This is a genomic window from Paraburkholderia sp. BR10872, assembly GCF_040965835.1.
GTDB lineage: Bacteria > Pseudomonadota > Gammaproteobacteria > Burkholderiales > Burkholderiaceae > Paraburkholderia > Paraburkholderia nodosa_A.
In genome coordinates, this window is sequence record NZ_JBFRCN010000010.1 from 36,623 (window position 1) to 49,663 (window position 13,041).

Annotated in this window: 10 protein-coding genes; 1 reads left to right on the top strand and 9 read right to left on the bottom strand. The window is 67.2% G+C overall.

Going from position 1 to position 13,041, the window contains the following annotated elements; translation table 11 throughout:
• Positions 1 to 29: 29 nt before the first annotated feature.
• The 6 genes from AB4Y43_RS10715 to AB4Y43_RS10740 form a co-directional block, all read right to left on the bottom strand.
• The gene (locus tag AB4Y43_RS10715; protein ID WP_368727785.1) at positions 30 to 4,595 is read right to left on the bottom strand and encodes a transporter substrate-binding domain-containing protein; all 4,566 of its coding nucleotides are present in this window, start codon (positions 4,593 to 4,595) and stop codon (positions 30 to 32) included.
• Between the two features lie 21 nt (positions 4,596 to 4,616).
• Entirely contained in the window at positions 4,617 to 5,348 is a 732-nt protein-coding gene (locus AB4Y43_RS10720) for an aquaporin (protein ID WP_368727786.1), read from the bottom strand.
• 238 nt (positions 5,349 to 5,586) lie between these two features.
• Positions 5,587 to 6,270 carry a response regulator gene (locus AB4Y43_RS10725; protein ID WP_368605872.1) on the bottom strand — a complete coding sequence of 228 codons (684 nt, stop codon included), beginning with the start codon at positions 6,268 to 6,270 and terminating at the stop codon, positions 5,587 to 5,589.
• 26 nt (positions 6,271 to 6,296) lie between these two features.
• On the bottom strand, positions 6,297 to 7,085 hold the full coding sequence (locus tag AB4Y43_RS10730) for a response regulator transcription factor (RefSeq protein ID WP_342949498.1): 789 nt from the start codon (positions 7,083 to 7,085) through the stop codon (positions 6,297 to 6,299).
• Positions 7,082 to 7,723, bottom strand: a complete 642-nt coding sequence (locus tag AB4Y43_RS10735; RefSeq protein ID WP_368727787.1) for a response regulator — start codon at positions 7,721 to 7,723, stop codon at positions 7,082 to 7,084. The genes AB4Y43_RS10730 and AB4Y43_RS10735 overlap by 4 nt, the downstream gene beginning before the upstream one ends.
• Before the next feature lie 157 nt (positions 7,724 to 7,880).
• Positions 7,881 to 9,203: an MFS transporter gene (locus tag AB4Y43_RS10740; RefSeq protein WP_368727788.1), complete on the bottom strand. Its 1,323-nt coding sequence runs from the start codon at positions 9,201 to 9,203 to the stop codon at positions 7,881 to 7,883.
• Positions 9,204 to 9,340: 137 nt separating this feature from the next.
• On the opposite strand from AB4Y43_RS10740, the gene AB4Y43_RS10745 reads away from it, so the two are divergent.
• On the top strand, positions 9,341 to 10,216 hold the full coding sequence (locus tag AB4Y43_RS10745; RefSeq protein ID WP_368682798.1) for a LysR family transcriptional regulator: 876 nt from the start codon (positions 9,341 to 9,343) through the stop codon (positions 10,214 to 10,216).
• Between the two features lie 11 nt (positions 10,217 to 10,227).
• Here AB4Y43_RS10745 and AB4Y43_RS10750 read toward each other — a convergent pair whose 3' ends face one another.
• The 3 genes from AB4Y43_RS10750 to AB4Y43_RS10760 form a co-directional block, all read right to left on the bottom strand.
• A complete protein-coding gene (locus AB4Y43_RS10750) occupies positions 10,228 to 11,199 on the bottom strand; it encodes a threo-3-hydroxy-L-aspartate ammonia-lyase (RefSeq protein ID WP_368727789.1) in 972 nt (323 codons plus the stop codon).
• On the bottom strand, positions 11,196 to 11,864 hold the full coding sequence (locus AB4Y43_RS10755; protein WP_218108657.1) for a transcriptional regulator: 669 nt from the start codon (positions 11,862 to 11,864) through the stop codon (positions 11,196 to 11,198). The genes AB4Y43_RS10750 and AB4Y43_RS10755 overlap by 4 nt, the downstream gene beginning before the upstream one ends.
• A 154-nt stretch (positions 11,865 to 12,018) precedes the next feature.
• Positions 12,019 to 13,041, bottom strand: coding sequence for a 2Fe-2S iron-sulfur cluster-binding protein (locus AB4Y43_RS10760; protein WP_368727790.1), 1,023 nt, complete (start codon positions 13,039 to 13,041; stop codon positions 12,019 to 12,021).

Consider the following 13,041-nt stretch of genomic DNA (forward strand, 5'->3'; position numbering starts at 1 on the left):
GCGCCAGTCGATTTCCTGATGTACATCATTCACGCGAGCAGCGCGACCTGCTGCTCGATTCCGACCAGCATCGCCTGGCAAGTGCGGATGAGCGCATAGCCTTCCTCACGCAGTTGACCGGCAGTGTGACCGTTCATATGACCGCGAAACGTCTCGAGCTCGGCGAGCAGCGCAGGGTACTGCAGCACGCCCACCGCACCGGCAAGCCGGTGATGCCATTCGCGCAGGCCCGCGACATCGGCTTGTTCGAGGAGCGGCGGCAAGGCATCCAGGTCGTCGCGCATCGCCGAAACGAACGAGCCGAGCAACGTCTTCACGGTCGCCTCGCCGCCCCAAACCTGGATCATATGCGCGAGATCCAGCGGCTCGAACGCCCGCGCGTTTGCAGGTTTTTCCGCGAGCTTTCCGTCGCGTCCCGGTGAAGGCGACCCGGAAGCCCGCAACGCTGCTTGCCCCGCCCGTTGTCCGTTCGCGCCTGCCTCGCGCACGACTTCGTCCTGCACGGTGCGTTGTATGCCCTCCACGCCGAACCAGCGCGCGAGATGCTCGCGCAGCGTGGCCACGCGCGTGGGCTTGACGAGGCAATCGTCCATGCCCGCTTCGCTGCATTGACTCAGGTTCTCGGGCGCCGTATTGGCCGTGATGCCGAGTATCGGCAAGCGCCGCGCGCCGTGCGCCTTCTGTTCCATTTGGCGTACGCGCCGGGCGAGATCGTAGCCCGATACGTTCGGCATATGACAGTCGGTGATCAGGCAGCCGTATTCGCATTCGGCCAGCGCTTCGAGCGCCTTCGCACCGTCGTCGACGACGTCGCAAGCGAACCCGATCAACGCCAGTTGATGGCGGATCAGCTCCTGATTCACGGGATGGTCCTCTGCCACGAGGATGACGCGGCTAGCAGCGCGTTCCTGCTCGCGATCGGGCGCCGGGAGTGTGGTTTCGACATCGGCGGCAGGACGCGACGGGCTGGCAGCCTTGACCGGCAGCCCCGCCAGCGCCAGCGCGCAAACGGCGCTCAAGCCCCGCCAGGATAACGGGTTGACGCTCACGCGCACGCCGCTCTCGACGACGCGATAACCGCTTGGCTTCGGGTTGTCCGTCAGACAAAGCACAGGCACACCGGGTTTGCCCAACTGCTCGGCCAGCGCTTCCGACACGAACACCAGATCGGCCTTGTCCGCGCTTACGGCGCGGGCGAGGTCCGCTGGCGCGGCGCGACGCATTTCCATGCCGAGCGCCGAGCCAAAATGCATCAATGCGGCGGCGATGCTCGCGTCCTCGCACGCCACGAGCGCGCGCTTGCCGCGCAGCCCGACGGCCGTGCCGCTACGCACTTCCACGGGCAATTCGATATGCAGCGTCAGACAGGTGCCGCGATCGACTTCGCTCTTCAGTTCGAGCGTGCCGCCCATCAGCGCCGCGAGCTTGCGGCAGATCGTGAGGCCGAGCCCCGTGCCGCCGAAGCGTCGCGTGGTCGAAGTCTCGGCCTGCACGAACGGCTCGAAGAGCTGCGCCTGCGCTTCGGGCGCAATGCCGATGCCAGTGTCGGCCACCGCGATCGACAGCCGCTGGCTGGCAGGCGCGCCTCCGCGGACGCCGATATCGCACACGCGAAAGTGCGCGCTCACTTCGCCTGCCGGTGTGAACTTGATCGCATTGCTGAGGAGATTGAAGAGGATCTGCCGTAGCCGGACACTATCGCCGCGCAACTGCACCGCGACGTCCGGCTCGACATCCACGCGCACCTTCAGCCCCTTCTCGTGCGCACGCGCGGCCAGCAGCCCAACGGCGTTGTCGACGAGTTCGCGCACGTCGAACGGCTGCGAGTCGATGACGAGATGGCCGGCCTGGATCTTCGAGTAGTCGAGCAGGTCGTCGAGGATTTGCAGCAGCGCCCCCGCCGATTCGTGCACCATGTCGACCATCTGCGCCTGGTCCGGGTTCAGGGGCGTACGTTCGAGCACCTCGACGAGACCCAGCACGCCGTTCATCGGCGTGCGGATCTCGTGGCTCATCATGGCGAGAAAATCGTCCTTCGCACGAGAGGCCGCCTCTGCGATATCGCGCGCATGCTCGAGTTCGTCGGCCCGCGCGTGCTCGACGCTCGCATCCAGCGCATAGCCGCTCCAGACGATCGCGCCGTCTTCGGCACGGCGCGGCGCGAACTCTGCGCGCACCCACACGAATCCGGCCGCGCCCTGAAAGCGGAACTCGGCGTGCACGGGTATGAACCGGCGCGCGGAGCGTTCGAGCCGCGATGCAAGGCGCGCGCGGTCTTGTCGCCCCACCCGCGAGAGATCGACCGAATACGCGCGGCGCAGCTCCTCGACGGTATTGCCGAGGAGCTGCTGCGTGTCGCCGCCAATGTACGGAAACGAGTAGCGGCCATCGGGCGATCGGCGCAACTGGAATACGATCGCGGGCAGCGAACCCGTCACCTCCGAAAGAAGCCGCTCCGATTCGCGCTCGCGCAACTCGGCGCGGCGAATGTCGGTGACATCGATCATCGTGCCGAGCACGCAGAACGGCGCGCCTTGCAGGTCGCGGCACAGCCGTGTCCAGAAAATGCCATGACGCGCCTCCCCGAGCGAATCCTCGAACATCAGTTCGACACGCTGGCTCTCCCCCTCGACGATCGTGAGCCGGTAGAGATCGTCCATGCGGCGGCTGTTTTCGGGCCCCCACGCCATCACGGCCGAACCTGTGCGCCCCAGCACCCTGGCGCGCGCGAGACCCGTCGATTCTTCGTAGGCGCGATTGATCGCGAGATAGCGGTTTTCGAGATCCCGTGCACCGAGCGGATACGGGATCATCTCCATCATCGTGTCCTGCAGTTCCACCTGGCGCGCGAGCACCTGCTCCGCGCGCCGCCGCCGGTGCATTTCTCGCTGGAGCAGCACGTAGGCGCGCAGCGTGACGAGCAGCAGCACGCCGAACACGATCAGGAGCGGCAGCAGCCGCAGCGCGTTCACGCTCCAGCCCCCGGCCCGAGTGGCGACGGCAGCGGTCCAGCGATTGCGGATGCGCTGCTGTTCGACGGGTGGCATCGCGTCGAGCGCGCGATTGATGAGCCGCGCGAGCGGGGCAAGGTCGCAGCGCACGGCAAATGCCGTCGAATCGTCGACACCCACCGCTCCGAGCACCTTCAGCGTATCGAGATAGGTGCCGCTGAGCGGCTCGTCGAGCGCGGCCGCGTTGCCCACCAGCACGTCGGCCTCGTGGCGACCGATCATTGCGAGCCCCGCGTCGAGGCTGGCGGCGCGCACGAACTGCGTACCCGGCAACGCCTGCATGGCCGGCGTGTGCGGCGCCAGCACGATGCGGCGGCCCGCAAAGTCGGCAAGCGAGCGCGCCATCGGCTCGTCGCGGCGCCCCACCATGACGAGCGGATAGTGCTCGAACGCTTCCGTGTACGCTACGCCTGTGCCGAACACGCCATCGCCGACCGAGGTTGCGGCGAGCGCGATCTCGCCACGCTGCATTGCGTCCCCGGTGCTCGTCCAGGGAGAAATCGGCACGCGCTCGAAGGTAACGCCGAGGGTACGCCCCAGATAGCCGAGATAGTCGACGGCCATGCCCGCCGGCTCGCCAGCCTTGTTCGTGAAGCTGAACGGGAGCCAGCCGCTGTCGTAGCCCACTTTCAGCGGCGACAAGGCGCGCAGCCACGCGCGCTCGTCAGCGCCCAGGCTGAACCCGGGCGGCGACGCCTGTGGTGGCGCGTCGCCTTCGAACCAGCGCGCCCGCTCGGCCGCCGCCGCGGCAGGCCGCACGCCAGCGAGCAGAAGGTCCAGCCGGTCACGCAGGTCCGACCTCGAGACCGGCACGGCGTAACGCAACTCGCGCAAGCGCTCGCGCTCCGCGAAGGCGACGCGCAGATCCCGGAATTCTTCGAGCGTGAGCTGATCGCGCGCCACGGGCGAAAAACCTGCATAGACGTCGGCCTGACCCTGAGCGACGGCGCGCAACGCTGCCTGCGTGCTCGCGAAGGTTTCGAAGCGCGCCTGCGCGAAACGCTCGCGCAATACCGATTCGAGGGCCTCGTCGCGCTCGACCGCAAACGTCGCACGCGCGAGGCGCGCCGGCTGGGTCGCGAGCGCAGTATTCCCGGCACGTGTGACAAATGCCGTGGTGCCGCTCAGATACGGCACCGTGAAAGCGAGACAGCGCTCGCGCAACGGTGTACGCGCGACGCTCATCACGATGTCGACATCGCCTGCGCAAGCCGCCGCGAGCAACGCCGGCATGCCTGCGAAGACGCGCGGCTGAAGCTTGACGCCAGCACCGGCGAGAAGGCGCAGATAGTCGGCGCTGAAACCCGTGAGCCTGGCGCCGTCGAGCACCTCGAGCGGCGGCCGCCCGCCCTCCACCACGCCGACGACGAGCTCTCGCGGCAACGTCGGGGCGACCTGCCGCGAGAGTTCGACGCCCTCGTTTGTCTGCTCACACGACGTCGCGGCGCTCGCCGCCGCGGAAAACGCGAGCACCCATGCCGCAGCGAACGCGCCGACGCAGGCGAACACGCGCGCGAGTCCGCGCGCCCGCCACGTTGCAGCCGCGCGCGCGCGAAGACGGAAGATGCGGTGAATCGACTTCATCGGCGCACGGCAGACTGGATTTCAGACGCCGTCGCGAGATGACGTGGTGCAAATGCGCGAGCGCCGGCTCCCGAGGCGGTAAATCACGCCAGCCGCGGCGCCCCCCAGCAACGGCGCCGCCCAGAAGAGCCAGAGCTGATCGAGCGCCCATTCGCCCACGAACAGCGCGGGACCGGTCGAGCGCGCCGGATTCGCGCCGCCGTTGCTCACCGGGATGGCGATGAGATAGATGGCGGCAAGGCAGGCTCCAACGGCGAGCGCCGCAGTCTTGCGGCGTGCGACCGTGCTCGACATCAGCAGATGGAAGAGGACGAACACGAAGGTCGCCGACAGTTCCAGCAGGAATACGGCAGCGAGGGCGTAGCCGGTCGGCGAATGATCGTCATAGCCGTTGCTGCCGAGGTCGGACGCCGCGATGGAAAAACCCGGGCGCGCGCTCGCCACGCGCAAGAGCAAGGCCGCGCCGAGAACGGCCCCGATGGTTTGCGCCGCGAGGTAGGGCCCGGTATCGCGCACCGGAAAGCGCCCGGAGAACGCGTAGCCAATCGTGACGGCGGGATTGAAATGGGCGCTCGCCGCGCGCGCGGCGGCGTAGTTCGCTAACGTGAGCGCGAGCCCGAATGCTGCGGCCATCTCGAAAACGTTGAAGCCCTGGGAGGGCGGGCTCGCGTTGAGCGCCGTGGTTGCGCAACCCGCGAACACGAGCCACGCGGTGCCCGCGCCCTCGACCGCTAAACGCCTACCGAGCTTCATCGTTTCATCTCCACATCCGGCCTGCATCCCGGCCCGGGTCTGACCTGGCCGTCGTTCGAACGCATTCCCAGGGTCGGCAATATCTGACGAGCGATGCGTCGAGCTTGGAATTATGGAGAGACGATTCCTGCAATCAGATAGGAGAACTCTTAAAACTCCGGCCGCATTGCGCTACACACGGCGAGAGAAAATCCGGCGATCGAAGGACTAATTTAGGGACGCGCCGCCTGACGATGGATCAGGTCAGCCCCACCTGCATGGCGAAATCGCTCAGATCGCGCTCCGTGACGAGCCCCAGCTTGCGCATCGTGCTGCGCTTTTGGGCGCTGATCGTTTTGCCGCTACGCTGAAACCGCTGCGCAATCTGGTGCACCGACATACCCTGCGCGTAAAGCTGGAAGACCTCCCATTCGCGCACGCTCGGCACACCCGAGCAGGGGGCGCACGCGGCACCCGCGCTCGCGAGCGTTGCGCGTGCATGGCTTGAGAGAAACGGCGTGCGCTCGCGAGCGGCGGCAACGGCGAGCAGGAGATCGTGCGTGACGTCGCGCTTGTCGACGATGACGTTCAGGCCGTGATGCATCAGGCCTGTCAGGATGGGCGGCGTCGACACCATGCTCAGGACGACGACGCCAGGCGTGCCTCGTGTTTGCGCGAGGCGCCGCAGCAGGGTGAGGGAGCCATATTCGCCGTCCAGCCCCGGCATGCAGAGATCGGAGATGACGACGTCGCACTCAGTCGTATCGAGTTGCGTGGCGAGCTCGAGCGTGTTGCCGGCTTCGCCGACGACAAGGGCTCGATCCGTTGCGCGCAGCAGACTGGCCACGCCGAGCCGGATGCACGCGTGGTCGTCGGCAACGATCACGCGCAGCGGCTTGCCCGTGTGAAGCGCGTCTTCTCGACCGACCCGGATAGCGTGCATGGGAGACCTCGCGTGCGAAGAACCGTTCAGGTTTGCTCGCCCTGCGTCACGCCGCATTCGACCGCGAAGCGATAGAGCTCGATATCGTTGCCGAGTGCGAGCTTCTTCATCGCCGCGCACTTTTGCGCACTGATCGTCTTGACGCTGCGCCCGAGCAGACCTGCGATTTCCGTTACGCCGAGCCCCGTTGCATAGTGCGTGATCACCTCGAATTCACGCCGGGTGAGAATGCGGTGCACCTCTTCGCGCCGCTCGGCGCGCGCCGCTTCCGTGAGCAGGTCGCGTACGACTGGCCCGATGTATTGCTCATGCGCCATCGCCGACAGGATCGCAACCGGGATCAGGTCGATGCGGTCGCGCTTGCTGAGCACCGCATCCACTTCCATGTCGAGGGTCTTGCGCAGCACCGAGGCCTCGCTTTCCATGGTGAGGACGACCACGGCCTTGTGCGGGAACCCGGCGCGAAAGGCGCGGATGGCTTCGAGCCCGTCCAGCTCGCCGGGCAACGCCATGTAGAGGTCCATCAGCAAGAGGTCGAACGCATTGCGGGCCGCGACTTCGAACAGCTCGGGCACGCTGCGCGCACACGCGACGACCTGCACGTTGGGATAGCTGGTGAGCATGCTGTCCAGCGCATGCACGACGAGCGGGTGGTCGTCGGCGATGATCACGCGTACGGGTGCCGCGAGGTCGGCCGTATCCGTCATGTTGCGTGCCGCGAGGCAGGCGCGCTGTTCGTCGTGGTCGCGCATGGCGCGCTGGGAAGCGGTCGCCGCAGCGGCATGATCCGGCAGTGATGAGGGAGGCAGGTTCATAGAAGTCCGTACGCCCTGACATAGGCGAAGAGTCCCGCGTCGTTGCTGATGCCGAGCTTCGCCATGGCGTCACGCTTCTGGCAGCTCACCGTGCGCACGTCGCGGCCGACGGCGCGCGCAATTTCCGTGATCGAGCCGCCGCTCGCGAATTTGCGGACCACCACCGATTCGCGCGGCGTCAAACGCGGCAAACACAGGTCGGAAGGTCCGCCGGCCACCGCGAGTTCGCGCTCGATGGCCGGGCTGAGATGGGCGAGACCCTGGGCGGCGCCGCGCACGATGGCTGCGAGATCGTCCATCGGCCCGGTTTTGCGCAACATGGCGACCACGCCCGCGTGCGCCACTGCGCGCAGGAGGACGGCGTTCGCAACCCCGGTCAGCACGACCACGGCGATATGCGGCCAGTCGCGGCGCAAACGCTGCACGAGGCGCAGGCCGTCCTCCGCTTCGCCGGAGACAGGCGGCATAGTGAGGTCAGTGATCACCACGTCGCATGGGACGGCTTCGAGCGTCTGCAACAACTCTCGCGCGCCGCACGCTTGCCCCACGACCTCGATATCGTCTGCTGCAAGGAGCACCGAGCGAACGCCGAGCAGAACGAATGGATGATCGTCGGCGAGGACGATACGTAGCTTCACACTGAATCTCCTTCGAGGCGGATCTGCGTGGAAGCGATGCGCCGCATGAGCGCATCGGCAACCAGCAACATCGACAAGGTGTTCATCTGACCATTGAAAGGCCGCCGTCGAAATCGGAGATTTCCGAAACGTTAAATATGGCTTGTGTTCCGTACGGTCAAACCGCGGCGCGCGCGCGAGTGCGTTGTCGACGCTCGCCAGTGCGCATCGCGTCGCTGCGCTCGCGCGGCGCCGCGAATGCGGGCCATGCCAGCGCGGCGCAGAGCGCGGCCGCCGCCCAGACCGCCGGCCACCCGAACCACGACAACAGCAGCGGGATCGCCGAAGGCGCGACGAAGAACGCAAGGAATGCGCCGGTGTTGCCCATGGCGAGTGCGGTTCCCACGCGACCGTTGCCCGCGAGCGTCGCGAGTTCGGTGAAGGCAACGCCATGCCAGGCGGAAGCGGCGATACCGCCTAGCACGATCACCACGGCAAGCAGGGTGACGAACGCTGCGCTTGCGCGATGCGCTGGCGACGCAAAAGCCGTCAACGCGGCAAGCACGACGAACAGCGCGACGGTGAGCGCCGCGCAACCGCGCAGCCAGATGCGCCGGTCGCCGTGCCGGTCCGTCCAACGGCCGCCGTACACACGCATGAAGGCCGCGCCGCCCTGCACGGCCGCAAGCGTCGCGCTGACTGCTGCGGTACCCGCACGGCCGACGTCATGCAGGAAAATGCTCGCGAACGAGAGCACCGCCACCTGGGGAATGCACAGCACGCCAATGCCGGTCACCATGCGCCACACGGTGACGCTGCGCAGCGGTGAGACGGCGCGTTGTGCCTGTCCGAGCGCTTCGTGAGCGACGAGTGGCGCCTGCGCGGCGTCCTGTTCGTGCGCGGGTTCATGCAACCAGACGATCGTCAGCACGGTGGAGACCACACACATCGCCGCGAGCGCGCCGTACACGGCTGCGAATCCCGCATGCTCGGCGAGCGCGGGCAGCACGAGCGCTCCCAGCCCGCCGCCGGTTGGCACGGCCGTTTGGCGGATGCTCATCGCGAGGCCGCGCTCGTGGGTGGCGAACCACGCCATCACCGCACGCCCGCTCGAGCCGTTCACGCTTCCGCCAAGCAGGCCGAGCGCGAGCAGGCCTACCGCGAGCACCGTGCCGCTGGGCGTGTGCGTGCCCGCCGGTGCGCCCCAGAGCGCCATCGCGACGAGGGCGAGCGCTGTCGTGGAGAGCCCCGTGAGCAACACGCGCCGGTCGCCCCAGCGATCCGTCAGGAGTCCCCAGGGAAGCTCGCTCAGCACGATGCCCAGTCCCAGCATGCCGAGCACGACACCCAGTTCCCCGGTACCGATACGGTAATCCGACCGGATCAAGACGCCCGTTGCGGGAATGCCGCCGAGCGCTGCCGCAAAACTCGCGTTGGCCGCCACGCCCACCGCGAGCACTTTCCAGCGGTGTGCGGCGCCTCGCGTCGTACTGCGTCCCATGATGATCTCCAGAAAACGGTTGACTGAGGGCATCGTAGAGGCGCACCATCTATCGGAAAAGCGGGAAATTCCAATCCGTATATTCGGAATTTCCGAATCATTGAATTGCATGAAACGCATCTGATCAAGCCGAATCAATGAACGCACGCGGTTTCGATCTCGCGCAGTTGCGCACGTTTATCGCCGTGACAGAAGCGGGCAGTGTCTCTGCGGGTGCCGAGCGGGTGTTCCTCTCGCAGTCGTCGGTGAGCGAACAGCTCAAGAAGCTCGAAGAGCGCGTCGGCCAGCCGCTTTTCGTGCGCAGCAAGCAGGGCATGTCCGCCACACCCGCGGGCGCGAAGCTGCTCGACCACGCACGCCGCATCGTCGCGCTTTGCGACGCCGCCTTCGACGACATGCTCGGCCGCACGCTCGACGGCGAAGTGCGCATTGCGATCACGGACTATTACCGGCCGCACGACGTCGCCGAGATCATCCGGCGCTTCGCGGTCCAGCATCCGCGCCTGCGTCTGCATGTGACCGTGCTGCCGAGCGCCGTGATCGACAGCAGCGCCGACGATAACGCCTACGACATCGGCTTGTCGCTGCGGCTGGTGGAGGAAGGCCGCAGCACGCACAAGAGCACGTCGATACGGCGCGAAAAACTGGTGTGGGTGGGCGCGACGCAAACGCTGCGCGAGCGGCCCGCGCTCACGCCGCCCTGGCCGCTCGTGCTGCTGCCGGCGACCTGCCAGTTGCAGCGCCGTGTCGTGAGGTTGCTCGACGAAGCGCGCATGCCCTATCTGATTTCGCATTCGGCTTCGGGCGTGGCCGGGCTGCAGCTCGCGCTCAAGGCGGGGCTGGGAATCTCGTGTCTGAACGAGTCGTCGATCGGCGAAGGACTGATGCCCTGCCCGGCTTCATTCGGCTTGCCTGCACTGCCCGCGGCCGAATTTCATTTGCTGCCGGGCCGGCCGGGCGAGTCCGCGCACGTGACGAACGCGCGCGCGGCGCTCGCGCAACTGCTCGCTTGAGTTCAGGCGCTTTAGCCTGCGGCCTGAACCAGTTCGGCAAAGCGCAGCAGGTCGACGTTGCCCCCGGAGATGAGCACGCCCACGCGCTTGCCGCGCACGTCCACCTTGCCGTGCAGCACCGCCGCCGCCGCGAGGCAGCCGGTGGGTTCGACCACGAGCTTCATGCGGCTCGCGAAGAACTTCATCGTATCGACGAGTTCCGCGTCGCTAACGGTGACGATCTCGCTCACGCGCTCGCGCATCACCGCGAAGGTCAGGTTGCCGAGATGCTGGGTTTGCGCGCCGTCGGCAAGGGTCTTCGGCGTGTCGATGTGGACGATCTCGCCCAACTGCAGGCTGCGCTGACCGTCGTTGCCGGCCTCGGGCTCGACGCCGATCACCGTGCACGCGGGCGAGAGCGCATGCGCGGCGGTCGCACAGCCCGACAGCAGCCCGCCCCCGCCAAGCGGGGTGAGCAGCATGTCGAGCTCGCCCGTTTCCTCGAACAACTCCTTGGCGGCCGTGCCCTGCCCGGCCATCACGTGAGCGTGGTCGTACGGCGGAATGAGCGTGAGGCCGCGCTCGGCCGCAAGCCGTTTGCCGAGTGCCTCGCGGTCCTCGGTATAGCGATCGTAAAAGACGACCTCGCCGCCATAGCCGCGCGTGGCCTCGACCTTCACGGCGGGCGCGTCGTGCGGCATGACGATCACGGCCTTCACGCCGAGCAGACGCGCCGACAGCGCGATCGCCTGCGCATGGTTGCCCGACGAAAACGTGATCACGCCGCCCGCCTTCTGCTGCGGCGTGAACTGCGCGATCGCGTTATAGGCGCCGCGGAACTTGAACGCGCCCATGCGCTGCAGGTTCTCGCATTTGAAGAAGAGCTGCGCGCCCGTGCGTTCGTTCGCGGTGCTGGAAGTCAGAACCGGCGTGCGGTGCGCGACGCCACGCAGGCGTTCGTGGGCGGCGGCGACGTCTTCGAAGGTAATAGGCAGAGTGCTCATGGTCGTTCTTCGGCTGGCAGGTAGGTGTAGACGGTCGAGCGCGCCACGCCGAGCGTGGTGGCCACGTCGGCGAGCGCATGACGCAGGTTCAGCATTCCGTTTGTCGCGAGCTCGCGCACGGCCTCACGGCGCTGCGCGAGCGTCATGCCGATCGGTGTGGTGTTGCGCGTGGCAGCGAAGCGTTCGAGCGCCTCGCGCACACAGCCCACGCCGCGCGGTGCGAGCGTTTCGGCGACGGGCGCAGCCGCGCTCGTCTGGATCAGCTGGCCGAGGCCCGCCGTCACCGCGCCGATCAGCGACACATCCATGTTCAGGCAGAGGGCCGCGACGTACTCGCCCGCGCTGTTCTTCAGGCCGATGGATGTGCTCTTGGCCGGACGCCCGTCGGGAAAGCGGTTCGGATAGTTGGCCACGACTTCGGGAAAGCCGGAGTCGGTGATGCGCGCGAGGCCCATTTCGGTGGCGGCGTCGCCGACTTGCCGTCCTGACAAATTGTTCGCGATCGCCACGACCGAGTGCTCGGGCCGCGTGAGGTCGTGCAGCACCACCTCGACGAGCGGGGCGAGCGTCTGGCCGAGCGCCGCGACGATCTTCTCGCCTTCGCGCAGGAGCAGCGCATTTTCGTCAGTGGAAAGGCCGGAACGGGATTTGCGAGTTGGCATCATGGTATTGGACATTTTGACAGTTAATGACTGAATGTCAATCGCTTGAACAGAACGCTCGGAAGTGCCGTGCATGGCCGCCCGAGACGCGAAAAAAAACCCCGCCCGAAGGCGAGGTCAATCAGACACGAAGAAACACGACTCACTGCATTGCTGGTCAGACCGTGAAGCGTTCGCTCACGAACTGCGTGGACGGCACGCGTGCGCGCGCCGCCACCGCCTGCGCGGCGCTCACCATCGCGGGCGGACCGCAAACGTAGAGGTCGGGCGCCGCGCCAGCGTCTGCCAACGCGGCGGCGAGCGCGTCGACAGGGGTGCTGTGCGAGCCCTGCCAGCCATCGCCCGCTTCGCGCACGCAAAGCTCGACATGCAGTTGCGGCAACGCCTCCCGAAGTGCGTCCAGTTCGTCGAGCAGGAAAAGTTCGCTCTCGCGATTCACGCCGTAGAAGAGCCGCGCGTCGTTCATTTCCCCGAATTCGGCCATGCGGCGCAGCATCGAGAGCACGGGCGCGAGACCCGTGCCGCCCGCCACGAACCAGCGCGGGCGCAGACTGTCGGCGATCAAACCGAAGCCGCCCTGCGGGCCGTGAACGGTGAGCACGTCGCCCGGCTGCGCTCGCTCGCGCAGATACGCCGAAAACTCGCCTTGCGGCCGCAGCCGGATCAGGAACTCGAGACGCCCCTCCCAGTTGCTCGTGTTGGCAAGCGAGAACGGGCGCTTCACGCCGCCCTTCGGCAGCTCCAGCTCCGCGAACTGGCCCGCTTCGAACTCGGCGGCGCTGCCGCTCGTGTCGTCGGCGTCGAGCAGCAGTTCGAGACGGCGCGTGTCGTCGGCGATCGTGTCGAGCGCGGCGATGCGCGCCGTGCGCGCGGCAACCGGCTGCAGCAGCACCTTCGTGCCGTCGTACGGCGCGGCGACGCGCAAGTCGGCCGAAGGTCTCGTGCGGCACAGCAGAACCGCCTGCGGGTCGCCGGACGGCAACGCATCCGCATTGTGATCGCCGAGCGTGTACGCGCCTTCGGTCACGGTGGCATGGCACGCGCCGCAGCTGCCGCGCCGGCACTGCGAAGGCAGCGTGATGTCCGCGGCCGCCGCCGCGCTCAGCACGTCCTGCCCCGGCTCGCACGCGAAACCGAACGCCTGGCCGTCGCGCGTGGTGAGCTCGATTTGATAACTCAT

What these genes read in the sequence shown, in the direction of transcription:
- AB4Y43_RS10750 (WP_368727789.1), bottom strand. Translation starts at nt 11,199, where the DNA reads ATGAGCACTCTGCCTATTACCTTCGAAGACGTCGCCGCCGCCCACGAA.
- AB4Y43_RS10760 (WP_368727790.1), bottom strand. Translation starts at nt 13,041, where the DNA reads ATGAGTTATCAAATCGAGCTCACCACGCGCGACGGCCAGGCGTTCGGT.
- AB4Y43_RS10755 (WP_218108657.1), bottom strand. Translation starts at nt 11,864, where the DNA reads ATGATGCCAACTCGCAAATCCCGTTCCGGCCTTTCCACTGACGAAAAT.
- AB4Y43_RS10715 (WP_368727785.1), bottom strand. Translation starts at nt 4,595, where the DNA reads ATGAAGTCGATTCACCGCATCTTCCGTCTTCGCGCGCGCGCGGCTGCA.
- AB4Y43_RS10740 (WP_368727788.1), bottom strand. Translation starts at nt 9,203, where the DNA reads ATGGGACGCAGTACGACGCGAGGCGCCGCACACCGCTGGAAAGTGCTC.
- AB4Y43_RS10730 (WP_342949498.1), bottom strand. Translation starts at nt 7,085, where the DNA reads ATGAACCTGCCTCCCTCATCACTGCCGGATCATGCCGCTGCGGCGACC.
- AB4Y43_RS10725 (WP_368605872.1), bottom strand. Translation starts at nt 6,270, where the DNA reads ATGCACGCTATCCGGGTCGGTCGAGAAGACGCGCTTCACACGGGCAAG.
- AB4Y43_RS10720 (WP_368727786.1), bottom strand. Translation starts at nt 5,348, where the DNA reads ATGAAGCTCGGTAGGCGTTTAGCGGTCGAGGGCGCGGGCACCGCGTGG.
- AB4Y43_RS10745 (WP_368682798.1), top strand. Translation starts at nt 9,341, where the DNA reads ATGAACGCACGCGGTTTCGATCTCGCGCAGTTGCGCACGTTTATCGCC.